The sequence below is a fragment of the Saccharospirillum sp. genome (assembly GCF_039982735.1).
GTDB lineage: Bacteria > Pseudomonadota > Gammaproteobacteria > Pseudomonadales > Natronospirillaceae > Saccharospirillum.
On sequence record NZ_JBDWXV010000012.1, the window covers coordinates 108,376 to 133,925 of the forward strand.

21 protein-coding genes are annotated in these 25,550 nt (G+C 54.8%); 5 read left to right on the forward strand and 16 right to left on the reverse strand.

What is annotated here, in order from left to right:
• Window positions 1–157 precede the first annotated feature (157 nt).
• From ABJT94_RS12635 to ABJT94_RS12660, 6 genes are all read right to left on the reverse strand, one after another.
• Window positions 158–1,552 carry a hypothetical protein gene (locus ABJT94_RS12635; RefSeq protein WP_348476244.1) on the reverse strand — a complete coding sequence of 465 codons (1,395 nt, stop codon included), beginning with the start codon at window positions 1,550–1,552 and terminating at the stop codon, window positions 158–160.
• Between the two features lie 115 nt (window positions 1,553–1,667).
• Window positions 1,668–3,083 (reverse strand): FAD-dependent oxidoreductase, encoded by a 1,416-nt coding sequence (locus ABJT94_RS12640; protein ID WP_348476246.1) that lies wholly within the window; start codon window positions 3,081–3,083, stop codon window positions 1,668–1,670.
• Window positions 3,084–3,085: 2 nt separating this feature from the next.
• On the reverse strand, window positions 3,086–3,979 hold the full coding sequence (locus tag ABJT94_RS12645; protein ID WP_348476247.1) for a carbohydrate ABC transporter permease: 894 nt from the start codon (window positions 3,977–3,979) through the stop codon (window positions 3,086–3,088).
• A 1-nt stretch (window position 3,980) separates the two neighbouring features.
• Window positions 3,981–4,874, reverse strand: coding sequence for a sugar ABC transporter permease (locus ABJT94_RS12650; RefSeq protein ID WP_348476248.1), 894 nt, complete (start codon window positions 4,872–4,874; stop codon window positions 3,981–3,983).
• 108 nt (window positions 4,875–4,982) lie between these two features.
• Window positions 4,983–6,230 carry a sugar ABC transporter substrate-binding protein gene (locus ABJT94_RS12655; RefSeq protein ID WP_348476249.1) on the reverse strand — a complete coding sequence of 416 codons (1,248 nt, stop codon included), beginning with the start codon at window positions 6,228–6,230 and terminating at the stop codon, window positions 4,983–4,985.
• 54 nt (window positions 6,231–6,284) lie between these two features.
• Entirely contained in the window at window positions 6,285–7,367 is a 1,083-nt protein-coding gene (locus ABJT94_RS12660) for a LacI family DNA-binding transcriptional regulator (protein WP_348476251.1), read from the reverse strand.
• A gap of 490 nt (window positions 7,368–7,857) precedes the next feature.
• Here ABJT94_RS12660 and ABJT94_RS12665 point away from each other — a divergent pair, with 490 nt between their 5' ends.
• The gene (locus ABJT94_RS12665; protein ID WP_348476253.1) at window positions 7,858–9,666 is read left to right on the forward strand and encodes a hypothetical protein; all 1,809 of its coding nucleotides are present in this window, start codon (window positions 7,858–7,860) and stop codon (window positions 9,664–9,666) included.
• A gap of 61 nt (window positions 9,667–9,727) precedes the next feature.
• Here ABJT94_RS12665 and ABJT94_RS12670 read toward each other — a convergent pair whose 3' ends face one another.
• Complete coding sequence (locus tag ABJT94_RS12670) at window positions 9,728–10,084, reverse strand: VOC family protein (RefSeq protein ID WP_348476254.1); 357 nt, start codon at window positions 10,082–10,084, stop codon at window positions 9,728–9,730.
• A gap of 374 nt (window positions 10,085–10,458) precedes the next feature.
• On the opposite strand from ABJT94_RS12670, the gene ABJT94_RS12675 reads away from it, so the two are divergent.
• Entirely contained in the window at window positions 10,459–11,466 is a 1,008-nt protein-coding gene (locus tag ABJT94_RS12675; RefSeq protein ID WP_348476255.1) for an NAD(P)-dependent alcohol dehydrogenase, read from the forward strand.
• Window positions 11,467–11,483: 17 nt separating this feature from the next.
• Here ABJT94_RS12675 and ABJT94_RS12680 read toward each other — a convergent pair whose 3' ends face one another.
• The 4 genes from ABJT94_RS12680 to ABJT94_RS12695 all read right to left on the reverse strand — a co-directional run bounded on the left by ABJT94_RS12680 (window position 11,484) and on the right by ABJT94_RS12695 (window position 16,220).
• Entirely contained in the window at window positions 11,484–13,052 is a 1,569-nt protein-coding gene (locus ABJT94_RS12680; protein WP_348476256.1) for an EAL domain-containing protein, read from the reverse strand.
• A gap of 274 nt (window positions 13,053–13,326) precedes the next feature.
• On the reverse strand, window positions 13,327–14,271 hold the full coding sequence (locus ABJT94_RS12685; RefSeq protein ID WP_348476258.1) for a 2-hydroxyacid dehydrogenase: 945 nt from the start codon (window positions 14,269–14,271) through the stop codon (window positions 13,327–13,329).
• 10 nt (window positions 14,272–14,281) lie between these two features.
• The gene (locus tag ABJT94_RS12690; protein ID WP_348476259.1) at window positions 14,282–15,091 is read right to left on the reverse strand and encodes a transporter substrate-binding domain-containing protein; all 810 of its coding nucleotides are present in this window, start codon (window positions 15,089–15,091) and stop codon (window positions 14,282–14,284) included.
• A gap of 214 nt (window positions 15,092–15,305) precedes the next feature.
• Entirely contained in the window at window positions 15,306–16,220 is a 915-nt protein-coding gene (locus tag ABJT94_RS12695) for a DMT family transporter (RefSeq protein ID WP_348476260.1), read from the reverse strand.
• Window positions 16,221–16,389: 169 nt separating this feature from the next.
• On the opposite strand from ABJT94_RS12695, the gene ABJT94_RS12700 reads away from it, so the two are divergent.
• Entirely contained in the window at window positions 16,390–17,289 is a 900-nt protein-coding gene (locus tag ABJT94_RS12700) for an AraC family transcriptional regulator (protein ID WP_348476261.1), read from the forward strand.
• A 32-nt stretch (window positions 17,290–17,321) separates the two neighbouring features.
• Here ABJT94_RS12700 and ABJT94_RS12705 read toward each other — a convergent pair whose 3' ends face one another.
• Entirely contained in the window at window positions 17,322–18,200 is an 879-nt protein-coding gene (locus tag ABJT94_RS12705) for an endo alpha-1,4 polygalactosaminidase (protein ID WP_348476263.1), read from the reverse strand.
• A 269-nt stretch (window positions 18,201–18,469) separates the two neighbouring features.
• Here ABJT94_RS12705 and ABJT94_RS12710 point away from each other — a divergent pair, with 269 nt between their 5' ends.
• Entirely contained in the window at window positions 18,470–19,747 is a 1,278-nt protein-coding gene (locus ABJT94_RS12710; RefSeq protein ID WP_348476265.1) for an MFS transporter, read from the forward strand.
• Window positions 19,748–19,775: 28 nt separating this feature from the next.
• Here the strand turns inward: ABJT94_RS12710 and ABJT94_RS12715 are convergent, their stop codons facing one another.
• Window positions 19,776–20,972: a multidrug effflux MFS transporter gene (locus tag ABJT94_RS12715; RefSeq protein ID WP_348476266.1), complete on the reverse strand. Its 1,197-nt coding sequence runs from the start codon at window positions 20,970–20,972 to the stop codon at window positions 19,776–19,778.
• Window positions 20,973–21,311: 339 nt separating this feature from the next.
• Between ABJT94_RS12715 and ABJT94_RS12720 the strand changes: the two genes are divergently transcribed.
• A complete protein-coding gene (locus ABJT94_RS12720) occupies window positions 21,312–21,887 on the forward strand; it encodes an exopolysaccharide biosynthesis protein (protein ID WP_348476267.1) in 576 nt (191 codons plus the stop codon).
• 175 nt (window positions 21,888–22,062) lie between these two features.
• Here ABJT94_RS12720 and ABJT94_RS12725 read toward each other — a convergent pair whose 3' ends face one another.
• From ABJT94_RS12725 to ABJT94_RS12735, 3 genes are read right to left on the reverse strand one after another with little or no spacing between them, the layout of a single operon-like run.
• On the reverse strand, window positions 22,063–23,673 hold the full coding sequence (locus tag ABJT94_RS12725; RefSeq protein ID WP_348476268.1) for a glycoside hydrolase family 43 protein: 1,611 nt from the start codon (window positions 23,671–23,673) through the stop codon (window positions 22,063–22,065).
• Window positions 23,674–23,679: 6 nt separating this feature from the next.
• On the reverse strand, window positions 23,680–24,522 hold the full coding sequence (locus tag ABJT94_RS12730; RefSeq protein WP_348476269.1) for a carbohydrate ABC transporter permease: 843 nt from the start codon (window positions 24,520–24,522) through the stop codon (window positions 23,680–23,682).
• Window positions 24,519–25,478 (reverse strand): sugar ABC transporter permease, encoded by a 960-nt coding sequence (locus tag ABJT94_RS12735; protein WP_348476271.1) that lies wholly within the window; start codon window positions 25,476–25,478, stop codon window positions 24,519–24,521. Before ABJT94_RS12735 ends, ABJT94_RS12730 begins: the two co-directional genes overlap by 4 nt.
• Between the last annotated feature and the right edge of the window lie 72 nt (window positions 25,479–25,550).

Here is a 25,550-nt window from a genome sequence, read left to right on the forward strand (position 1 = left end):
GTCTGCAAAAATCCGAAACGCAGGTCTTCGCGCACGACCAGCCACAGTTCAACTTTATTCCGATGCGGACCAGTTCAGTCATCGCTTAACAGGACCACCCGAAGATGGACCCAAAAAACGAGCCTTCCGTAGCCCGATAGTAGAACAGACCAGCTAACTATTGCTTAACAAACCGAATGGCGTCGGCGATGCTATAGCCGGAATCGCTGCCGGCATCCAGACTAACCCGATTCTGTCCGGGATTACCTGCATCAAAGGTAAACGTTCCCAGTGACTGCCAGCTGCCGCCATTCTGGGTCTGGTTCTTGCGAACGTCGGTCACTTGCCCCTGATGGTACACCCGGTACAAAATGTTATCGGGCCGGTTGCTTGCTGATGTCCAGCGAGCAAACACTTGATAGGCCCCTGATTCCGGTAGAGTTGGCTCCCAAACAGCCCAAGCTCCCTGGTTGGCATTACTGCTGCTGTCGGCCAGATAATCAGTTGCCCAGTACCCACCGACTGATGTGCTTGGGTTCCAGCCAGTGCTTTTCAAAAAGCTATTGCTGGTATTATCAACAACGATGTCCATACCTGTCGTAGAGCCCGGGTCGCTTTCATTGGCATAGCCAATCTTCTGACTGAGCCTGGGGCCTACTGAATAGAACATATGCCATTGACCGTTCTCATAGTGTAGGAAGGGCTCCGCAGCTTTGTTGTACTCAGGTCCAACCGATTCCGGGTTGTAAAAAATACCCAGGTGATTTTCCAGGGAGAAGTCGGCCCCTACTTCTGTATAGTAAATATTGGATGCGCCGTGATACAACACAAATTGCTGGCCATTGTCCTGCCACAAAAATGGACCGGAAATATTGCTGAGACCGTCGGGTGCTGATGAAACCAGGGCGCCATCCCTGGGCGTAAACTGCTTGCCATCGTCGGACGTTGCCAGAGCAATACTGCGCGTCCCATTCCGGTTAACCATTAACAACATGGTGTACTTGTCACCCCAGTGCGGGATTTCATAATCGAATACCCGGGCATAGGATGATTCGCTGTATCCGCTCCCCAGGCCAGCCTGGGAAAAGTCAGATGCTGTCAACGAGACGTTGTCATTAGTAATCGTCCAGTTCAGTCCGTCCGTTGACCAGGCCCAGCGGGTGACGCTATTTTCGCCATGATAGTACATGAAGAATTTCTGATACTCAGGCATCCAGCGGACATTGGGGCCAGAGACATGAGAAACCGAGAATTTCCCTTGCCCCTGATTGTCGATAATCGGGTTGCCACTGTATTCGGTGTAAGGCCCCTCAATATTATCGGCATAGGCCACGGAAATGCCACCCGGCGAATCATGTGGTGCGTAGTACAGGTAGTAATTACCCAGTGTATTGTTCGCATTCTCAGATACTTTGATCAAACTCGGAAAAATGATTTCACCGGTTGGGTTGTAACTAAGGTCGTTGGGGTCGAGCAGTAAAGTCTGGTGACTCAGGTTCGGCTGAGCATAGGCCCACCCGGTGAGACACAGTGTTACCCATAAGAGCAGGGTTCTCTTCGAACGATTTATCATTGTTGTTTCCTCGAAGTGTATTTTAATGAGTGCTGTTTATGGTGGAGTTAAATAGCGCCTGTGTTGTGATTGGAAGGTCGAGTGGCTGGCTGGGACCAACCACTCGGGCGAGAATTCAGGCTAACTGAAGCCGGGCATCCTGTGCTTGCAACGCACCCTGGACGGCGGTGACGTTCACCTTATGAATGGGTGACCCGGATTGAATGGCCGTTGCGGCCGCAGCACCGGCCGCCTGACCAATCGACATGGCGATGGGCGTTACCCGAATGGCAGAAAATGCATCGTGATCGGCACTGATGCAGCGACCGGCAATGATCAGATTGTTGCATTGTTGAGAGTAAAGGCTACGCAACGGGATGTAATAGGTGTGGTCGGGTGACAGGTGGATTGAGTCTGTCGCCTCCTTGTCGGGTGAATGCACATCGATTGGATAGGCACCCTGAGCAATGGTATCCGGGTGTCTGGTTTGATTGATGATGTCATCCGCAGTCAGGGTGTAATCCCCCTGAATGCGTCGGGTATCGCGAATACCAACGTGATAGGGCGTCGACAACAACACACTATTCTCAAACCCGAGTGCCTCTGATTTAAGGAAATCAAATATTTGATAACACTGCCGGCGGCCCTCTATTTCGGCTCGGGTTACGTCCCAGGGGTTGGTACCGTCGTACCCTTGCAGGCGTGACGAGTTAACCACGACAGTGCCACGTTCGTTGGTTTCAAAGAACAGGATGTATTGGCGGGGAATAGTCACCTGGTTACGTTCCCGGTAAGCCATCCATTGTGGACCATAGGCTTTCAGGCTGAGCCGGTCTGACGTCAGTGCTCGTCGCACCCCTTCTTCCGGACCCAGGTCAAACTCGTAGTTGCCTGGGTTTTGCTGAACATCCTGTTTAATACGTTCTATATCCACACCACCAATTTTCACGTTCATTGTCATAGGCTGGGTGGCGTTGTCGCTGTCGCGACCTTGCAGGAAGGGTAAGCCAGCCCTGGTTGCAACATCACCATCACCGGTGGCGTCTACATAGTGATCTGCCGTCAACGTAGACAAGCCAGCTTTGTTGCAGACCACCAGGCCGGTAATGCGGTCGTCTTCTCGGGTCACATCCGCAAGCATGGTGTGATATAGAATATCTGCACCCGCTTCGACCACCATTTCTTCCAGCACACGCTTGAGTGCTTCAGCATCGAATGGAGTAACGGTTGAGCAGTAAGTTATCGAGTCCAGCACATGGCCGGGCGATGCACCGGCGGCCTTGAGACGCTCGACCATTTCATCGGCCAAGCCCCAGACTACCTGTTCGCCCGCTGGGTTGTGAAAACTCATCATCGGACTCACACCCATCATGGTGAGGGTACCTCCGAGAAAACCGCCGCGCTCGACTAACAATGTTTTTACGCCCATGCGCGCGGCCATGGTGGCAGCCATAACACCGGATGGTCCGCCACCCATAACCACTAACTGGTAGTCATGAACGGGTTTCGCTGTGGTTGTAGACTGTACAGATGGTGAAGTCTTGATTGTCATAGTTACCCCTTAACGCCCGACATCGCAAAGCTTTCAACGATTTGTCTCTGGGCAATGATGTATACAAGTAGAACCGGAATGACAGAGAGCGTTGTCGCCGCCAATTGGAGGTGCCAAAGTGGCAAGCCATAAGCGTCCGAGAAATTAGTCAGAGCCAGCGGCACGGTAAACATTTCCTGATCGCTCAGAAAAACCAAAGGCTCCAGCAACAGGTTCCACGAATGAAGAAACGAAATGATCGCCACGGCGGCGAGTGCCGGCCGTGACAGCGGCAAGGCTATGCGCCAGTACATGCCAAAACGGCTCAGCCCATCGAGTGTGGCTGCTTCTTCCAGCTCCTTTGGAAGTGATGCAAAAAACTGCCGCATCAGAAAAGTCGCGATAATGCCCTGAGAGCCGAAGACCGGCAGCAGTATCAGTGGCCAGTGCGTGTTCATTAATCCAAGCCATTTCATCAGAAAGAAGTTCGGAATAATGGTCACTTCATCGGGCATCATCAGGCCCATCAATAACAGCAGGAAGATGACATTGCGACCGCGAAATCTCATCCGGGCAAAAGCAAAACCGGCCAAAGATGATAAAATCAGAATCAACAGGGTGACCAGGGCCGCAATGTAGAGTGAGTTAAAATACTGCTGGGCAAAAGGCTGATAGCTGAAAATTTCAACGTAGTTATTCCAGGCGAATTCACTGGGAATGAGTGTTGGCGGAAAGGCCGTAATCTCATTCTGATTTTTCAGCGAGCCAGAAACCATCCAGATAAACGGGAAAACGAATGGAATGCTGGCACCGAACAAAGCCAGGTACCAGAGTATTTTCTTTACCGGCAAGCGAACCGACCGCATCAGCCAGGACTCCCGTTGTGAACCGGTGCTCGATTGTATGGCATGATCCATTTCAGTCTGTCTCCCGTTTCATAAGCCATTGCGCCAATGTGAGCCCAAGCGTAATGAAGAACAGCACCACGGCCAGAGAGCTGGCATAGCCGACTTCAAAGAATTCAAAGGCACGCTCATAGATGTAGTAGGCCAGAACCAGGGTGGCATTTTCCGGGCCGCCGTTGGTCATCAGGTAAATATGATCAAAGACCTTGAGCGATCCGACTACGGTCACAATTGTGATAACCAGAGTGGTTGGCGCCAGCAGTGGCCAGGTAATGTTGCGGAATATTTGCCAGCGATTGGCGCCGTCGAGTACGGCCGCTTCGCGGTAATCCCTGGAGATGGTCTGCAGCGCTGCCAAATAGAGAATCATGTTCAGGCCCACATTTTTCAGCACCCGGGTCACAATAACGCTGACCATGGCCCAGTCGGGTTCGCGCAACCAATTGGGGCCTTCAATGCCGATCAGTGCCAGCATCTGATTTACGCCGCCGGATTCCTTCTGCAATAGGAAAGTCCAGACAATCGCCCAGGCAGCACCGGCCGTTACCACAGGAGCAAAGAACAGGGTGCGAAATACAATGACGCCACGAAATGCCTTGTTCAAAGCCAGCGCCAACGCCAGCGACAAAGCCACATTCAGTGGCACCAGGCCGCCGGCGAAAATCAGCGAGCTCCTAAGCACCTGCCAGAACTCAGGATTATCGAACAGAATATTGTGATAGTTTTTGAGGCCAACATAGGTTGAGCGCTGCGAAAGAATGTTCCATTCGGTCAGCGAATAGCCAAAGATTGCAATCAGTGGACCGACAAAGAATAAACCAAATCCCAGCAACAGTGGGCTGATAAAAGCCCAGCCTGAGAGTGTTTCCTGAAACTGCATAGAGCGTTGTGAAGCAGCCGTTGTCATAACCAACCCTTGTAGGAAATTGAGTGAACCTCGCCGTCATAAGAGGGGCTGAGCGCAGTATCTTTTTGGCTGCGGTCAGCCCGGGGTTCAGCGGGAGTTCGACCTTGCTTAAAGCTCTCGTTCAATCTGAGCGCAAGCCTGGTTTAGAATGCCGCTGATATCGGCATCTTCACGCCACAGTTGGTCCAGTGTGCCGCGCGTGGCCGACCGAATCATTGGCAATTTCTCGTGCGCTGGCAGCACCGATCCATTGGCGATTTCAGTGCCGACGATCTGCATCATATCGGCGCTGAGGTTTGGGTTGGATGTCAGGAACACATCCGAAGCCAATACGCTGCTGCGCGCCGGTGGGAAGTACTCGGCCATGCGCTCTACACCGACCCGGTCGGTCATGTAGGCCAGAAATTCCGTAGCCAGTTCCCGGTTCGGGCTGTCTTTGAACACGACAATAGCGGCCTGACCAATAATTGGGCTGTCACCGGCCGGGCCCGTTGGCATGGGAGCGATGCCCCAACTGAAGCTGGCATCGGCTAATTTCGAGACACGTGAGATCTGGGTATAGGTCATCGCAGACTGGCCGTTAAAGAAGTCGCCATTCTCCCCCGGCGGAACAGCCGAGCCATCGTCAAAGATCATAGAGTGATAGAGCGATACCGCTTCAATCGCAGCAGGAGAGTCGAGTCGGCAAGTGCTGCCTTGCCAGACATCCTCGCCGTAGGCTCTGACCAGTGGCACCAGCGTATCCCAGACGCGGGCGTCGTAGCCCTGACCATCCATCGATTCGAAGCCGAAACGAACCTGATCCAATGCGGCCAACTGGCGCGATGCATCGCGCAGTGCTTCCCAGGTCCAGTTGCCTTCTACGGCCAATTCAGCCGGTGTTTGTAAGCCGGCGGCCTCAAACAGGTCCGCGTTGTAGAACATTACAAAGGGCGAAGTCGAGAATGGTACGCCGTAGAGTTCACTGCCATCGCGCCACAGGCCCATGGCTGAATCTGCAAAATCGTCCAGTTGGTAGTCAGCAGTGGTTGTCAGCGCCGGGCCAATGTCGTGAAGTACATCGGCGCTAATAAAAGTTGGGGCTGCACCTTCGAGCATCCAGCCCATGTCCGGTGGGTTGCCGCCGCCGATTTGCAGCGTCAGTTTCTGGATGTAGTCGCCAAAGGCGATGGTTTCAAAATCCACGTTAACGTCCGGGTGGTTTTGCTTAAAACCGTCGGCAAAGCCATTCAACATCGCCAAATGCTCTGCACTGCCTGTCCAGACCGTAAAGCGCAGGTCTTCGGCCAGGGCCGTTGTAGCGGTGACGCCGATGGTTAGGGTGAGTAGTGACTGTTTGATTAAGCGCATTATCATTTAAGCCTCTTTTTGTTGTTCCGGCGCACTTTGCGTGGCCGGGTTGGTTTGTGGTTAAACGCCTGATTGGTATGTTGGTGTCGCCGTAACCCGTTCAGGGCCGACAGTTGCGCCCGTGCGGAAACTGCAGGGCAGGGTGATCTGGGTGGCCGAGTGCGCGATTTTGCGCTCAAGCCGGGCCAGCAGGGAAATAAAGGCCTGGTAGCCCATTTCCTCACGCGGGATGGTGAAGCCGCTCCAGTCCAAATTCAGCTGGCTTGGTGCGTCCGGTTCGCCCAGCAAACCAATAGAAAAGTCGGTCGGAACTGCTATTCCCCGGTTTGCCAGCTGTGCGTATAGGGCTTCGGCTTGCTCAATGTCTTCAACAACGACCGCACTGATACTGCGTTCCAGCAACTCACTGACCACATCGTCCGTGATATCACTGGCGGCCAGCCGCAGCCGAAACTCGGCGTTTGCTTCGACCAGACCCTGTTGCAGTGCATTGCTGTACCCGGCCTCGCGATCCCGGTGCCGTTCAATTGGCTGAGGTTCACCAAGGTAGGCAATACGGCGGTGGCCGAGCTGGTGCAAATGTTCGATGACTTCAAGTGTGGCGCGTCGGTAGTCGGCCGCGACATAACTTAAGGTCCGGTCCGGTGCGTCCTTTCGACCGATGTAGACAAACGGAAAGCCTTCATCCTCCAGCCGCACCAGATCGTCGATGGGCGGGTTCCGACCCAGCAGGATCACGCCATCGGCCAGACCGAGGCGGTTGATGCCTTGCTGATAAATACGTTTGCGGCCCCCACTGACGGGAACGGAGGTGAACAACATCAGGTCGTAGCCATTAGCTTCGGCAGCTTTCTCGACGCCTAACAGAAAGGGGCGGAAAAAGTCGTTCTGCTCTTTGGGAAACACCGGCTCGAAGCTGAACAGGCCAATGATGCGGCGCTTGCCACCGGCGAGCGTCTGAGCGACTACGTCCGGAACATAGTTCAACTGTTTCATCGCTTCCAACACCCGTAAGCGAGTGTCATCGCCCACACGAATGTTGTGACTGCCCTTGCCACGAATCACGGCCGACACTACTGCCGGAGAAACCCCGGCCAGGCGTGCGACATCCGATTGTGTGGTGCGTTTGCGACCGTTACTCATGGCAGACAGCAGCCCATTTCAGTGTTGTTTTAGGATATTGGTGCTTCAAGTCAAAGTTAAGATAAAGCGCATTATCATTGCTGTCAACTCTCGTGTCATTGGGAACTTCGCGAGTCGACCAGAAAGGCAGACTGAATAATTTCAGTGGCACCGATATTTTACAGGGCTCTAGCGCCATGAGCGCGCCTGCATCATAAACGCGACACCCCACATTAACAGCGCAACGATAGCCGGGTGTAGTGCACTTATATCGTTGGCGAGGGATCCATTGGTCATTGAGCTTCCCTGGAATTCCACCAATCGGGAGACCAGCCGCTACATACCAGCCTGGCCAGAACACCAGACTGTATGTCTACATCGCTTCTATCAGTCGCCCGTAATACCGTGAACTCCATCATATAAACACACTAAATACCTTCCCTTTATAGTTGTCTGATTTATAGAATCGCGCACCTGTCAAGGATCGCCTGACGTACATGGAGCTCGTAACGTGAAAAGACTCGTCCCTCTGCTAATTCTTAGCCTGGCCCTGTTTGGCTGTAACAGCAGCTCAAATTCCTCCGGTAATACCCCTCAAGATTCGTTCGAGCCGGAAATCGTTGCACTTGAACGCGTAAAGTTGCTGGACGTCACTGGACAGCCACTGACAAACGTCGTGTTTTCAATCGAATCAGGTACGTTGGAACGCAGCAATGCGACCGCACCGAGTGGTTTCTTTACTACCGACGGTGCCGGGCAGGCGACCGTTCCTGGCATGAGCGCTGGCAACTATGACCTTTCGATCGACATTGAGGGGGCGGAAGCGGCGCTCAAGATGAACGTAGGCGTTCAAAACACCAGCTCGGTGGTGACCATCGCGATGCCTGTATTGCTGGGAGCAGACAACACCCTCACGTCGGTCGAAGGCAAGGGGTTTTTCGCCTCCTTCAACGGCATCATTTACGACCGCACAGGCCCGGTTGAAGGTGCCCAGATAGAACTCTCTGCAGGCGCTGCGTCCAATGGAGCCATCGCAACGGCCATCAGTGACGAAGATGGCCATTACAGCCTGATCGTAAACGTTGGCTCAGCCATCATGCCATCACTCAACAACGCCGTCTGGCGCGTGACGCACGATGACTTCTCACCGCTGGTCATTACCAACCTGGATGTCCTAGGAACCGGCGCAGTCACCGGCTTCAACCACGGACTGGTTCAGGGCAATGCCTCGGCCAACGTTCTCTACCGGGAAACGTTTAGCCAAACTGCATCCAGTGCCACATGTGGCGCCTGGACCAGCGATGCGGTTAACGGCGGGGCGCTTAATTTGTGGCACAACCATGCCGCAAACCAAGGCCTTCGCAACCAGGCTCTGGACGATAATCTGGTCAAGCTGGCACCCGACGATCAGAGCCTGGGCGCGATTCCCAACCCTGGGTCGAACCGGGCTTGCTGGTATGGTCAGCCGGGCAATGCCCCGGCGACCGGGCAAGGCAATTTCATCGGAACCGCCGAAGAAACCGGAGGCGGAGTCACCCTCGATGGCGGTACTTCAGACGAACCCAATGCAGGAGCCATCGTTTCACCCCGGATTGATCTGACCTCAGCCAGCGGTCCATTGTCAGTGACCTTCCGTAACTGGTGGGAGATAGAATCGGTTAACCCCAACAACGAAGGGTTTGATCTGATGTCCGTTCAGATCAGCACTGACAATGGCGATACCTGGACCACCCTGGCCAGACTCAACCCGCTGTCCGACCCAATCGGCCAGGCCGACCGCGCACCCCTGCCCTACAGTAATCGCGGTTACAACAAAGCCCCGGCCTGGTTATGGCAGGAGCCCATCGACATCAGTGAGTTCGCTGGTGAACAGATACGACTCAGGCTGGAATTCGATACAGTCGATGAACTCTACAATGGCTTTCGTGGTTGGCTGGTTGATGAAATCCGCATCATCAACCAGGCAGGCACCTTCCCGCGCTGGACGGATGGCGACGAGGGCGACCTTCAACTGAGCGACGTTAGCCCGGTTGCAGACCTGCCTCTGGTAGGCGGGGAAAGCTACAGCTTTAGGGTTAACGTGGCATTCACTGGCGATGCAGACAACGTTCAACTGCAGATGTCCTATATCAGTTGGGAAGACATGCTCAATGCACAGCAGCCCACTCTGCTCGCGGAATTGGAGCCAGGCATTACAAGCGGCACTTTAATCAGCGAACTAATGGCTATTGAGGATGATTTGTTCTTCATTCTTATCGAGGCTGTTGATGATCAGGGGGTCGAGCTGACATCCGAATCCATTCCCTACAGCGCGATCTGATTCCGCCCGGCCCCTTTTCCGGCCTATTCACGCAGGAAAGGGGCCTGCGGTCATTGATGGCTTAAAGGGGCTCTGACCACACCGCAAATTCATTGCCACTGGGGTCGGTGAAATGAAAGCGCCGACCACCGGGGAACTCGAAAATATCCTGCACTATGGTGCCACCGGCCGCTTCAACTCGCGCCAGTGTGTCCGTCAACTCGGCACTGTACAGCACCACCAAAACACTGCCGTTCGCCGGCGTCGCTACCTGGTCAGACTTGAAAAAACCGCCATCGAGCCCGGCGTTTTCCAGGGCGACATAATCGGGGCCATAATCCACAAAAGACCACTCAAAGGCCGCTTCAAAAAAGCGTTTGGTTGCTGCTATATCGCGTGAGGGTATTTCGACGTAGTTGATCTTTCCATTCTGGTTCATGGTCGCTCCCCGGTTCTCTGCAACAGGATCTGTGCGCTAGAAAATCACGGACACCCTACCCTGTCAACCAGTATTTTATACAGCATTCAATTGACGTGCTCAAATACACCCGCAGACCCATTCAACCTGTATGAACCAAACCAGCGCTTTATAGTGAACCCAGCTACAAAGCCAGCCAGCCGAACATCGAACAAGACCCGTTCAACCCTGAACACCGGGCTGACCCTGCCTGGCGACCAAACCGTTCTCTAACGCTCAACTTTTAGTGCTATTCTGGTACGTGGAATCCGATGGTGAAGGCGGAGAAAACGGCCAATGCTCCACTCAGCCCCTGAACTGGCCCGCCCTGGACCAGGCCCCATGCAAGGATAGCGATGAAAGCCATAACTTACCGCCGCTACGGTACGCCCGATGTGCTGCAGGTCGAGGAAGTTCCAACCCCGACACCCAAAGACGATGAGGTGTGCATTAAGATTCACGCTGCTGAAGCCACCAAGAGTGATTGTGAGCTGCGCAGCTTTCGTTTTCCGGTGAGCTGGTTCTGGTTACCCTTACGCCTGGCGATGGGTATGTTCAAACCCAGAAAACCGATACTGGGTGGCTATTTCGCAGGCGAAGTGACTGCGGCCGGTGCCGGCGTTACCCGATTTGCACCCGGCGATCGCCTGTTTGGTTCCACACAGTTCCGGCTGGGAGCCTACGGTGAGTATGTCTGTCTTCCTGAACACTACACCCTGGTTCGTATACCGGACACCCTGACATCAGAAGAAGCCGCCGCAGTGCCCCTGGGTGGATTGAACGCCTTACACTTTATGAACAGCGCCGGCATTACGCCGGGTGAAACGGTACTCATTAATGGCGCGGGCGGTAGCATTGGCAGCTTTGCCGTGCAAATCGCTAAGGCCATGGGGGCAGAGGTCACCGCTATTGATGCGGGGCACAAGGAAGCTCGTCTTCGAGAGATTGGGGCAGATCATTTTATAGACTACACCCGAGACAACGTCGCCCAAGGTGGCCCGATTTATGATGTCATTTTAAACATGGTCGCCAGGAACGGCTTCACTGCCAGTCTTCGCCAGCTCAAGCCAAAGGGACGTTATCTGCTGGGTAACCCCAGACTCCTGGATTTACTCAGAGCCCCCTTAACCAACCACTTTACTAACAAACGGGTCGTTACGGCGTTTGCGGGCGAAAAACAGTCGGAGCTGGAAACGCTGGCGACGATGATTGAAGCGGGCTCCATCTGCCCACTCATCGATCGTATCTACCCGATGAACCAGGCACCACAAGCTCATCTGCGAGTGGAAACAGAACAACGCGTTGGTTGTGTTGTCATTGCGATGCGGGAAGCGGAGCACGACCACAAGAATCACTATGCCTGATTCACCATCCGGTTTAATCAGGTTCCGTGACTCGCTGGTATAGTCTCTATGTTTGAGTCATCCACCTGTTTACTCAGCCCGTTGGCAGACATTGGGCGGCCCAGCAAATAACCCTGTCCATAGGCAATGCCGAAGTTTTTCAATATTGAGTGTTGTTGCTCCGTCTCGATTCCCTCTGCCAAAACCTTCATCCCATGATGCTGTGCCAACCGGATGATAAAGGGTATCAGCGATTCATCCCGGCTGATCTCGTCCAGCCCCTGAACGAAGCTGCGATCAATTTTTATCACGTCACTCTTGAAATCCTGAATGCGGTTCAGGTTAGAGTAACCCGTGCCAAAGTCATCAATGGATATTTCAATGCCCCTGGACCTGACGGCCCGGACAAACTCACCGATCAGATCGCTGTCCATATCTTCGTGTTCAGTCAGTTCGATACCCACGACGAAACGACTGTCTACGCTTTTTGTAAACACGTCCAGCTCATCCAGCGAGTCCAGTACCATGTCGGCCGCAAAAATATTCAGGGCGACCTTGAACTCGGTCGCACGCACATCTGCCCTTACCAGTTCAGTCATTGCTCTGTTGTAAATAGCATTGGTGAAATCTAGCGTGCGCTGCATTATCCCAATCATGGGGATGAACTCAGCCGGCGACAAAGGTCCAAATCGATCCTTGAATCTGGCCAGAATTTCGCACCCAATCACTTCGCCTGAGTTTAAGTCGACGATAGGCTGAAATACCGGATAAAACGCGCCTGTACGGAGCCCGCGTTGCAGTCGGTGTTGCACCGACAACTGCCGTTGCATGATCAGCCAGGTTAACCCGGCTGCCAGCAGGCTAAACAGTACACCGAACACGAGCAACAGCCTCAACAAAGCGACGTTCCGGGACAGGAATTCCCAGTTGCTGATTCTCAGAGCAATGCATTGAGGGGTTTGCAAACTGCACCCTTCGTAGAAATGGTCAGTCAAGGTCCTCAGCTCAGACTGATCAAGACCTCTGTACAACCCCCGCAGACCGAGAGTATGGCGCGCCACTCCGTCAACGCGCTGAACGATTTCGAACTGGTAATGATCGGGAATCACAAAGCCCAGCAGTCTTTCTTCGAACACAAGTGAGTACCGACCACGCCAAACGGCTGGGGCATTGACGGTGCCATCAAATAACAGAATATCCGCATTGGCCACAAAATATGAACCGTCTTCAGCGATGTAATCCCACCGCTCTAATGGCCGGGGCTCGGCAAGTACCCCAACGCCGGTGGTACACACCAGGGAGCCATCCTGAATAAACCCGATGTCGCGAATCGCCAGCGACAAGAACTCAGTCTGTCGCATACGCCTGATCAATGCCGGGGTGCAGGACTCATCGTCAAACGCGTTCAACTCAACCAATATTGACCGCCCTTCAACGATGATGTCATCCAACTGACCAAGTGCCCGGGCCAGAACCTCAGACTGTTCTTGATGCACAGAGGATGAAAGCCAGGTAACCACTGCTGTGAGATAAACCACGAAAGCGGCAATCCCGGCGGCGATTATAACCCCGCGACTGCTGGCTACTTGTTTGAATGTCGGAGCCATCTGATCACCGATCTAACATTGTTGACATTGGGGATCTCCCACAAAACACCGCTTCAGTGTAGCGAACCTATTCACAATGACACAGGCGTTACACGCGAAGGCTTACTCCAGATGCGCCAACCCCAATGCCGGCTGGTCAACGCCACTTCATTTAAAAAACACACTTCAGGGCTTGCTGGCATAGCGAACAGTCACAGACCTATCCGTATGGCCCACTGGATGCTTTTCAAACAAGGCAGCAGGCCGCCCAAACTCTACGTTTGTCTCGTGCCTGCTAGACTCGCCTGTACTGCAAGGGTGCGCCTTTCATCAAGCGATCAATGTTATCTGCAGCCCCTTGCATAATCCCGGATACAGACCGGTCACTCAAACCGGCAACGTGGGGAGACGTCAGAATATTCAAGTCGAAAATCGGGTCAGTGGGATCCGGGGGTTCCTGCCAGAACACATCCAGAGCCGCACCGGCCAACCGCCCCTGGCTCAAGGCGGTCTGTAAAGCGTCGTGTGAAACCAGACCGCCACGACCGACATTGACCAGATAGCTACCCGGTTTCATTTGGCTGAATCGCCTGTCATCAAATAGATGGTGTGTCTGGTCCGTGTCTGGCAGAGTCAGTACAACAACATCGGCCTCCTCCAGCAGGCGTGGCAATTCTGCCAGGCCACCCAACCAGGCCAATCCATATTCAGGCACGAGGGCGAGGTCCACATCGCTTTTAATCGCCACCTGCCTAACCCCAAACCCCCCAAGCCGGCGACTGACGGCTTTACCGATGGCACCAAACCCAACGATACCCACCGTCGCCCCTGTCAGGCTGCGCCCAACCGGCAAGCCCAGTTGTTTTGTCCGGCGTTGCTCGGAATGCTCAGCCGTACGGCGCATCAGTGCCAGAATGAAATAGATCACCATTTCCGCTACGGAATCTGCATTTCCAGAGACGTCGGTCGGTACATTAGCCACGGCAATACCTTTCTGCCGGGCAGCTTCCACATCCACTCCTTCCAGACCAGCACCAATCTGTTGAATCAGTCGCAGTCGATCGGCCGTTTGCAACAGCGGTTCATCGATCCGGCTCATGGTCGGGATAACCACATCATAGCCTGCCAAACTCAACGGGTTCAGGCCTCCCGCCGTGAATGTAATATCAGGAAGTACGGTTCGAAACCGGTGCAATATTCCTCCCCACGCATCTTCCGGGGCTGCAAACAATACCTTCATTAGACGTCGCTCACTCGCATTTGCCTCGCTTTGGAAAGTCGCGCCCAGTCAGATGATGAGCGAGGGAGGCCTCCAATTCACCACTGACCGCAAAGCCCTCGATGTGTCGATCAATCAGTGCCTTCAACGCCACGGCGTCCGCCCGCATGACAAATGGCAACTCGACGACACTGGTCGGAACTGGAGACTGAAAGACATCAAGGTGGCACAACGATTTCTGATAAAATGCATCCATAGCATTATAGGGGTTATACACAGCAAAATCACAACGCCCCCGGGCAAGCATATGAGCCATTGATGTGTGGTCGGGTGAATCCACTCGAGTCAATCGTCCCTCTTCGAAACCAGACTCCAATCCGGTATATACATAGTTTCTGTGCGCGCAAATGGTAACACCTGACAGGCGGTCGGCGGTGAATCCAGTGCCAAAAGGCTGCGTACTATAGAGATAGGTTGGGTGAGCAATAAGAGGGGATGACGCAATAAACCGGGAGGGGTTCTGCAACCATTCAGGATTGGCCAGATACAAATCGGCCCTACCCGACACTATGTTTTCTTCACTGCGAAACTGGCTAGCATCAAGATACACTATTGAGTAACCGGCCTGTTCGCTAACGTGTGTAAGAAAATCGGGTACCAGACCCTCATAGGTTTGACGAGTGCGGTCAAAGTACAGGTAAGGGAAAGACCCCGGTGCATTCACCGTCACTGAGATAACCTGATGATCAGATGCACTGGCCACCAATGACACACTGGTAACAGTAAACGCCATCAGAGCCTTAGCGAAGGTTCTCAACTTCCACACGCCACTACCACCCATACAACCTCAACGCCAAACTATCATGGGCCAACATACGATCCGGTTCAGGCTGTTAGAATAGACGACATTCGAGTGACAGGGTAGCGCACACTTTGTGTGCCAATTGCAGTACTGCACATCATGTTGCAAACCGAGCATCGATCGAGATCATGCTGTTATAGCTTCAGTGTGTACACCCCAAACGACCGTTGTTCCGATGGCCTGCGCTGTTGAATCATCGCGCGTTCGCCGTTAACGCTGGCTTCAGCCACCGCCAGAGCGAACGATGCGCGTTAAACATCAGCAGATTACCGCTCACAATCATCGCCAGCCCAACCAGTGCACTGGCATGCCACTGGTAGCCTTCGTATATCGTTGACAACACCAGCGCCACCAGGGGAAACAACACGGTGGCATAAGCCGCTTTACCGGCTCCAATGCGCCCAACCAGCATAAAGTAGGCACCAAACCCCCCGATAGACCCGATAACAGCCAGGTAGACCAGTGCACCCAGGTACCTGGGTTCCTCTGGCAGGCTAAAACTCGCCCCCTGCACCACGGCGATCAACCCCATGAACAAGGCCCCGTATAACATGGCAAAGGCATTGGTCGTGTTGATTTGCAGCCCGCGCCGCTGATGCCGAACCGATACCATGTTGCCGAGTGAAAACCCGAAGGTACCCAGCAAAGAGAGCCCAACAGCACCCAGCAAGGTCCAGGTGGCCTCAACGGCAATCAGGTCCTGCCAGAAAATCAACACCATGCCCGGCAGACCCAGCGCCAGCGCCCAATAGAACACCCGGGGTACCGGAGTGCGAAAAAACAGGTAACCGTTAATCGCATTAAACAGGGTCGACATCGAAAACAGAATGGCGATCAGCCCGCTGGGCAGATAGGCCGCAGCAGTGTAGAAACAATAGAAATTCAACCCAAAAACGCAGCCACCCTGCAGCAGACAATACAGATGGTCACTGCCACCCAGCGCCTGGCGGCGGCGAAACACCGTAAGCCCGGTCAACAACACCAGCGCGGCAATAAGGAAGCGGTAGAAGACGGAGACCGGCACAGCCACATCGCCCACTTGCCAGGCGATGGCCAGCCAGGTCGACCCCCAGATCAGAACCGTCGAGATGTACAAAAGGCTATTCATGGTGGGCCGTTCTCACAGTAATAAGCGTTAGCCACAGTATCACCGCAGCGGTAATCGTTGGCTTGCACGCACTTGCGCTACTTTGCCTGTTCTTGCGGTTATGTGAGTTGTCAGATTGAAATTCCCACTGGGCCTGAGTACTGTTAGCCCAGTTCCGAGGAGCCACGCCATGTCTGCCGATACACTGACCCATTACCCCAGAATGAAACAGACGCAAGCCTGTCTGGTGGGCAGTACCCAGCTGAAAAACGGCATGGCTCTGGCGCGCTGGAGCAATCAGGACGACCGAATAGAGAACATTCAGTCCAATCACCACACATTGAGCGTTTACCTGAACGGCGCAGAGAATTCACTGCGCCGGCAAGGGTCGCGCACGGTAAGCAGCCAGAGCAGCAACAGTGTGTGCCTGATGCCTGCCAGCCTGACCACCAACTGGGACGTGCTCGGGCCTATTTCACTACTGCACTTTTATTTCAGCGACGCTCATCTGAGCCAGTTGATCGAGCAGGTATGGGATAAGGATGGCCGAAGTGTGCAGCTCGATGAAATCGACTTCGCCCAGGATGCCCTGCTCACCCAACTGTTCTGCACCACCCTCAGCCAGAGTAACTGGCAAGACCCATTGGACCAGCTGGCGCTGGATTCCGCCACACAAACGGCGCTGATACACACCCTACGCCACTACAGTCAGCGCCGCCTGCCAACCCTGCGCCCAACCGGCGGGTTACCGCCCTGGCAGTTGAAGCGTGTCGTGGAATACATCGAACAGCACCTGAAACAGCCCATCACCCTGGCTGACATGGCCGGGGTAACCGGGCTGAGTGACTTTCACTTTGCGCGCATGTTCAAACAGGCCACAGGCTACCCGCCTCACCGCTACCTGTTGCACCGTCGCCTTAGCCAGGCCCGTCACCTGCTCGCCCGGACATCGCTGACGATGACCGAGATTGCACTGCGTTGTGGATTTGGATCAAGCAGTCACTTCAGCAACCGCTTTCGTGCAGAGGCCGGCATCAGCCCCACTGAGTTTCGCATGCAACACAGTAGCCAGTGCGGCACGTTTCGATAGGCCCCCTGCCCCAGAGATCTCAGTAAGCCGGACTACCCCTCACTCAGGCAGCTATGACGCGAACTGTCGTCCAGATCCAGCGGCAGTACCAGGGTACTGAATTGCAGCGTGCCGGCCTGGTTGCACAACTGATCGATCTCATTTGCATCATCCAGCCAGTCGTCTGCCGGGTACTCGGCGTTCAGCACTGGTTTTCCGGCTTCGATAAAGGGTTCTAGCAGGCCACATTCATCGTACTCAAAGCACTGCTCATTCACGGCAAAATCGAAATAGTCGACCAGTGCCTCGACGTGATCGAGATCATTTTTCAGACCAACTGACAGGCCGCGCTTGTGTGCCTCATTGGCAATAAAGCGGTTGTATGCCAGCTGATCACCGGCGGTGAAGTTGAACCCGGGGTCATTGAGATAACCATCCATATTGTCTGGCTCGACGCCATCACAGCCTTTGTCACGGGCCAGATCGAGCCGTTCCTGCATAATGCGGTGCACATTGGATGAGCGGATATCCAGCCAGCGCTCATCGGGCCAGCCATCAAGGGTATTGCCCAGTTCATTGCCGCTGAAGCTGGCTTCGTCATCGCGCCAGTTCTCATAGGAGCCGGCAGAGAAATAGCAGATGACTTTGCGACCATCAGAAACGTTCAGTTTTTGAATGGTTGCTTCAGAGGTATCGAACAGATCGACGTCGTAGATCGCAACGTCATAGCTGTCGTTCAGTGAGGAGCCATCTGGCACCAGCAGTTGCCACTGCCAGGTAACGCCCACTGACGGTTGGTACCAGCTCTCGCCGGTAACCGGTGCCACATTCACCGGCAACGGACTGTTAAGGTCGGCCACCGACGAAGCGGATTCCTGGCACCCTGCCAACACCACCATAAACGGAACCAATAACCATGAAGTTGTTTTCACGATGCAGGCCTTCCCCTGTTAACCGGTCACTATTGTGCTGTCGCCACTTACGATAACCCATGCCGTTGTAATGCTTCCGACAAGACACAGCGTCTTATTGGGTCGGCCCTCTATACCAGAGGCAGTAGCCACAAAAGACCGTTGGTCTGCACATATTACCAAGCCCTGTCGCAAACAGACATGAATTGGACGTTGTGATGACCACGGCGTTGACTCAGCCGTGTAACGATCTGCCAGTTTGCAAAGACCCAAGCGTAAGAGGGCAGTTTATGATCAGGGTGTTGTCCGGTGTTTGGCCGCTTTTGCTGGGCATTGTGCTCATTATGCTGGGCAATGGCATGCATTTCACCCTGATCGGCCTGCGCGGCGGTATTGAAGGGTTTTCGGCCGCTGAACTGGCCATCGTTACCTCGAGTTATTTCCTGGGTTTTTTGTCCGGTGCCCGCTACAGCCCCCAATTGATCCGCCGGGTGGGCCACGTTCGCGTCTTCGCGGCACTGGGCAGCTTCATGTCGGCGGGGCTTATTGCCTTTCCGTTGCTGACCGAGCCCTGGGCCTGGGCACCGCTGAGACTGCTAGTCGGCTTTTGCATGTCGGGCATCTACGTCACCGCCGAAAGCTGGCTGAACGATGCCGCCACCAATGAAACCCGCGGCAAGGTGCTCTCAGCCTACATGATCGCGCAGACGCTCGGCATCATTGGCGCTCAGGGGCTGCTGACGCTGGGCGATGCGGGCACCTCCGCATTGTTCATCGGCGCCTCGATTCTGGTTTCCATTTCCTTTGCCCCCATTCTGTTAACCGTGACGCACGTGCCAGCGGTTGAAGTGGCGAGGCCAATGTCTCTGCGTGGCCTTTTCTCCGGCTCGCCGCTTGGTACCGTCGGAATTTTTCTGCTCGGCAGCGTCTACGCAACTCAAACTGGCATGGGCGCCGTCTATGGTAGCCAGATCGGGCTGACGCCAAGCCAGATCGCCCTGTTCGTGGCGATGCTGTTTGCCGGTGCTTTGCTGTTGCAGTACCCGATTGGCTGGTTGTCAGACAGAATGGACCGGCGCAAGCTGATCTTCGGTGCCGCCACGCTCGGCGCTGTGTCCAGTGTTGTTGGCTGGGTCACCGGTGGCAGCCTCTGGCCGTTAATGATGGCGGCTTTTTTCGCCGGTGGCGTCACGACGCCACTTTATGCGCTGTTTCTGGCCTATACCAACGATTCTTTGTCTGCCGAAGATATGGCGTCGGCCTCTGGCGGGCTGGTGTTCACTTTCGGACTTGGCGCCATTACCGGCCCATTGGTTACGGGTTGGGCGATGGAAGGGTTGGGGCCTTACGCCTTCTGGCCCGTGCTCGGCGCTACCTTCACCTGTATTACGCTCTATGCGCTCTACCGCATGACCCAGCGCGCGGTGACGCCCGTTGAGGCAACCGAGCACTACCTCGGTGTTGTGCCTACCGCCTCACCCGTAGCGGTAGAGGCCGCCGGGGTTTGGGCAGCTGAGCATGCAGAAGCCGAGCGTGAAGCACAGGATGAAGCAACTGCTTCACCCTGACCTTTTAAACCCGACACTCCCTGTGCCTTCAGACGGCCACACCCTGTGGCGCAGCGCGCAAAGTCAGCAGTGACAAACCCGCTGCTACCACTGAGCACAGGGCAATGGCCGCTGTCAGCATCAGCGGAGTGCCGTCGAACACCAGACTGACCACAGCGATGGCCAGCGCACCGAGCATCATTTGCAAGGTGCCGCCCAGGGCAGCGGCCGTGCCCGCAATGGGACCGTGCTCTTCCAGCGACAACACCATGGAAGTGGGGACCACCAACCCCAGAAAGGCGTAGGTAATAATCAGCAAGGTGACCAGTAATGGAAAGCTGTCATTACCCAGGGCAACCAGCACAAACATCAGGCAGGCCGACAGGGCGTACCCGGCCACGGCCCATTTAACCACGGTAATGGAGCCGAAGCGGACGCCGAGGTTGGCAGCCACCTGGCTGGTGGTGAAAAAGCCCAGAGCGTTCAACGCAAAGGCGAGGCTGAACTGGAATGGAGTGAGGCCGTAATAACCGGTATACAAAAATGAGGCCGTCGCCAAAAAGGCGAAGAAGCTGGCCATACCCATACCACCGATCAACGTCAGCCCCATATAGCCCGGGTCACGGAACAACACGCCAAAGGCCTTCATCATGGCGTTGAACCGGAACGGTGCCCGGTCTGCTGGTGCCAGCGTTTCCTTCAACGATAACACCGTCAGCAACAGCCCCAACACCGACGCAACGGCAACGGCCAGGAAGACTGCGCGCCAACCGAACGGCACGATGATGGCGGTACCCATCAAGGGGGCCAGCATCGGCGAAATGGCGATAACCAGCATGATGGTCGACATCAGCCGGGTCGCTTCGGTACCTGTATAGCGATCGCGAATCACAGCGCGTGGAATGGACATCACCGCCGCGGCCCCGACGCCCTGGAAGAAGCGCAGTGCGATCAGCCACTCAATGGTGGGCGCTAGTGCACAGCCAATCGACGCGACGCCAAAAATGCCCAGCCCAAAGTACAGCGGTGGCTTGCGGCCGAACACGTCGGAGGCCGGCCCGTAAAACAGCTGACAGATACCAAATGCCATAAAAAAAGACATCAGTGTCCATTGGGCAGCCGATACCGAGGCCCCCAGGTCGTCGCTGATGGCCGGCATGGCCGGCAGATACATATCGATGGCGAAAGGGCCAATCCAACTGAGCAGGCCAAGTACCAGGGCCATTTTAATCATTTCGGTGTTCACGGAAGATTCCTTGGGTGTTGATTTAAAAAAGATGGAGAGCTGAAAGCCAGCTATGGTAACGCTTTCTTACGACAGTTCCACGGCAGTCCGGCATTCTTTAAGAAGGTGTCGTGCCAGAGCCTCCGAAATCGACAGGGACCGGCAAAGATTCCACCCACGTGATTTCCTTGCTGGTTATCGAAGCGTGACATAACCCCGTAACTTCAAGACCAGCCCTGTGACGGCTTTCGCAGAAGCCTCAGTCGACTGACCAACTGGCTTGATGGTCAGGCTTCCGTGCGTTTACTCTGGCCACTTACAGCCACTCTCGACTTGAGCAACCCTACAGGCGGTTACAGGATGAATCTTGAACAGCTGATAGACCAAATTGCCGACGCTGAGCAGCAAAGTGGGCATCAGGTTTCCCTGGAAGACGTTCTGTCTCAAATAGGGCGTCGTTCTTTCGGGCCTGTTTTGTTGTTGGTGGGGCTGATTACCATGGCACCGCTGGTAGGCGACATACCGGGTGTGCCGACGCTGATGGCCATCATCGTCTTGCTAACGGCCGTACAATTATTGCTGAGGCGCGACTATTTCTGGTTTCCCAACTGGTTGCTCAGACGGTCGATATCGAACGAAACGCTAAGCAACGTCACGAACTGGTGTCGAAAGCCCGCCCGGTTTGTCGACCGCTTACTGCGCCAGCGACTCGTCGCCTTTGCCAGAGGCCCGGCCAATTATGCCATTGCCATCGTCTGTCTGATCATCGCTGTGGCCATGCCATTGATGGAAGTCGTACCCTTCAGTGCCAATGGTGCAGGCATAGCGTTAACCGCGTTCGGCCTGGCATTGATCGCCCGGGACGGTCTGCTCGCCCTGATCGCCTTTGTCACTACAGCGGCGACCATCATGCTGGTGCTCACCAGTTTTCTATAGACCCTGCCGGCTTTTCGTAAACGCAAACCAGGCAAGCACAAGCCTAGCGACACTGTCACTCATACTATCGGGCGTTTAACTTGGGTGCGGTCGTCACTAATCACCCTGCTCTTGGAGATCGCGTGTTTCCAGTCGCAGAGATAAGGCAGCAGCCTGCAGGGAAGATCACCCCGAATCAGCCCTCTTCCCGGTATTCGAACCCGGAGAAATCCGCTGGCATTCCTGTCCCGGAAAGATCCTGAGCCGCCATGCCGACAAACGCCCCCGTAAAATTATTGCCCGCGCCGGTACCGGCTTCGTCACTGAGCACGGAGTAATCCAGCTTCACTGGCAGCCGCTGCCAGTTTTCCCCCTGGCTCGCCCAGGAAAAATACACATACTCAAAGTCCACCTCGGCCCGTAACCGGACTGGCCCCTCCGCTGGCAGTGGAATGCGCTGGCCCTTCAACGGGTAGTGGCCATGGCCGCTGGCGTCCGCGAGACAGCTCATGACATCCAGACAGCGGCCAATGGTTTCATCATGACTGATGAACAAGTAATGGTATTTTCGACTGTTGTAGTAACACACCAACCCTGCCATCTGTTGAAAATGACTGGGCTGAAAATCCACAATAGTCGAGGCCGTAAACCGATGGTTTTGCTGACGCCTGGCCACCAGTGAACTATTGAACAAACTCCCAAGCGACTCCCTTCCGTACAAGCGCAAATAGCCCGGGCGCTCGCTCAGACTGAACAGGGTCTCCGGGTATGGCGTACGCAACCACTGAAAATCCCCCGGCAATTGTCTGGCCGTGAACCGGTAGTCAATGTCGGTCTCCCGGGCCGCCGTTGGTGTGTGGTTTCGAGTCTCTGGCCCCGGTACCTGAACCTGGGGCGACAGGGAGTCTGCCTCTGGCCATAGCCAATCGTCATCCCCCCAGGTCACCTTCTGAATAGCGGTTTCCCGACCCAGGGGACTACGCCCCCGGTTAGCCAGTGGACGGCTGCACAGATGCACCAGATAGGTTTCCCCTTCCGGGGTTTCAACCAGGTCGCCATGGCCGGCTCGTTGCAAGGGGCATCGCGGGTCAAACCGCGCGGTGATCAGGTGGTGCTTCGGGTGCAACTCATAGGGGCCGGTTAATTGGCGAGAACGGGCCAGTGTGCAGGCGTGGTCGTATTCGGTTCCCCCTTCTGCGGTCAGCAGGTAATAGTAACCATTGCGTTTATAGAGGTGCGGCCCTTCCACCATGCCAAGGTCACTGCCGGCAAAGATATTGTGCACCGGACCAATCGGGGACAGCTCATCCCGGTCGAGCTCTTGCAGCACAATGCCACCAAAAGAGGGTTTGTCTGGCCGGTAATCCCAGAGCATGTTCAGAAACCAGCGGCGGCCATCGTCGTCGTGAAACAGCGACGGGTCGAAACCGCTACTGTTGACGTATACCGGCGCCTGCCAGTCACCATCGATCGTGGCGCAGCGGGTGATATAATTGTGGGCATCCTTGGCATCGCCACTGTGGCGTTTAACATCGGTATAGACCAGATAAAAAACGCCCTCGCTGTATGTCAGACAAGGCGCCCAGACACCACAGGAATCCGGGTTGCCACGCATATCCAGCAGGTCGGGGCGATTCAGGGGCCGACTAACCAACTGCCAGTTAATCAGATCGGTCGAGTGATGTATCTGCACGCCCGGGTACCACTCAAAGGTGGACGTAGCGATGTAATAATCGTCCCCTACCCGGCAGATCGACGGGTCCGGATTAAAGCCGGGAAGAATCGGGTTTTTAATGGTTGCACTCATGAAGAATTACCCTTTAACCGCACCGCCGGTCAGCCCGGCGACAATGTACTTTTGTGCATACAGAAAGAAGGCCACAGCCGGCAAAATGGTGACGGTAATGTAGGCCAGAATGCGGTTCCACTCCGACCCGTACTGGCCACGAAATTCCATCAGCCCCAGGGGCCAGGGGTAAACGCTTTGGTCGTTCAGCATGATTAGCGGGAAAATGTAATTGTTCCAGCTACCCACCAGAATGAACACACCCACGGTGGCCAGAATGGGTTTCGACAGCGGCATCACGATGGTCCAGAAAAACCGGCCATAGCTACAGCCATCGACCAGGGCTGCCTCGAACAGTTCCTTCGGCAATTGCTCAAAGAAGGTTCGGAACAACAGCACGCTCATGGCCAGGCCAAAAGCAACCTGAGGCAGAATGACGCCCGCATAGGTATCGAGCAAACCGATGTCCCGAATTTTAATGAACAGCGGCAGAATCGCGGTAGCGCCGGGAAACATCATGCCCAGAATCACATACGAATACAGGTACTGTTTACCGGCAAACCGAATGTGTGAAAAGGTAAACGCCAGCATGGAAGCAATGATCAGCACCAGGGCAACGGTAAACCCGGTAATGACAACGGAATTGAGCATCATCTGCCAGGTCATGCTACTGGTCAGAATATCGAGATAAGCAGTGGCATCCCACTGACGGGGCAAGCCCAGTGGGCTAACCCTCAATTCCCCGAGGCTCTTAAACCCACCGAGTGTCGTCATCCAGAACGGCAATAAAACAAACAGGGCTGCTAGCAGCAGTAAACCCCAGCGCGCCACGCTGGCAGAAACACTGCGTCGATCGGTCATCTCCTTCATGCGGTATTCCTCGCCATCACAAACCGTTGATAGATAAAGGCAAAGATCGCACACATCACAAAGAGCAATACGGCCACGGCGCTGCCAAAGCCGATGCGCGAACGCACAATGCCGAACTCGTAAAGGTAGGTCACAATGGTATGCGCCGAGCCGCTGGGGCCACCTGAGGTGACCAATGGCATCGCCATTTCAAAAAACTGCAACGCGCCAATCACACTGAAGAATATCGACAACCGGATGGCGGGCATAATCAGCGGCAGCTTGATGCGGAAGATGATTTGCAGCCGACTGGCGCCGTCGAGCCTGGCGGCTTCTACCAGATCATTTGGCACACTTTGCAGGCCGGCGATGTAGATCATCATGTGGTAGCCAAAATACTTCCAGACCACCACAACCAGAATGGCATTGAAGGCCCAGTCCCGGTCTGCCAGCGGGTAAAAAGACTCCATGCCAAACAACTGGGTAAAGGCCGCAACCAGGCCAAAGTTACCGTCATAAATAAACCGCCATATCAAACCGGCGACGACATCGGCCAGAATAAAAGGCAGAAAGTACACCAGCCGGAACAGGGTATTGAGGCTGCCTTTGCTGGCAATGCTCAGCGCCAGCATCATGGCCAGCGGCAATTGGATCAGCAGGGAAATCAGCACAATCTTCGCCGTATTCCAAACAGCCTGATGGAAAACCGGATCCTGCAGAATAAACTGAAAATTGCGCCAGCCAACCCAGCGCCCGCTGTCAGACAGTGCGGTAAAACCATTCCAGCGATAGAAACTGTACACACCGGATTCAGCAATCGGCAGAATCACCAGCAGGGTGAACACCATCAGCGCCGGAGGAATAAACAATAACAGAGTGGATAGCCGCCCGCCGGTGTTATGGCGGTACAGCCAATCTTTCACAGCCGACAACCGGCTGGTACGCTGCGCTTCGAGCGCAATATCAACAGATTTCATGACAGTCTCGAACGGCGTTGATCGAAGAAAGGCTCATTGACTGTGCAGCAATGAGCCCAGGGAACGCTTCGG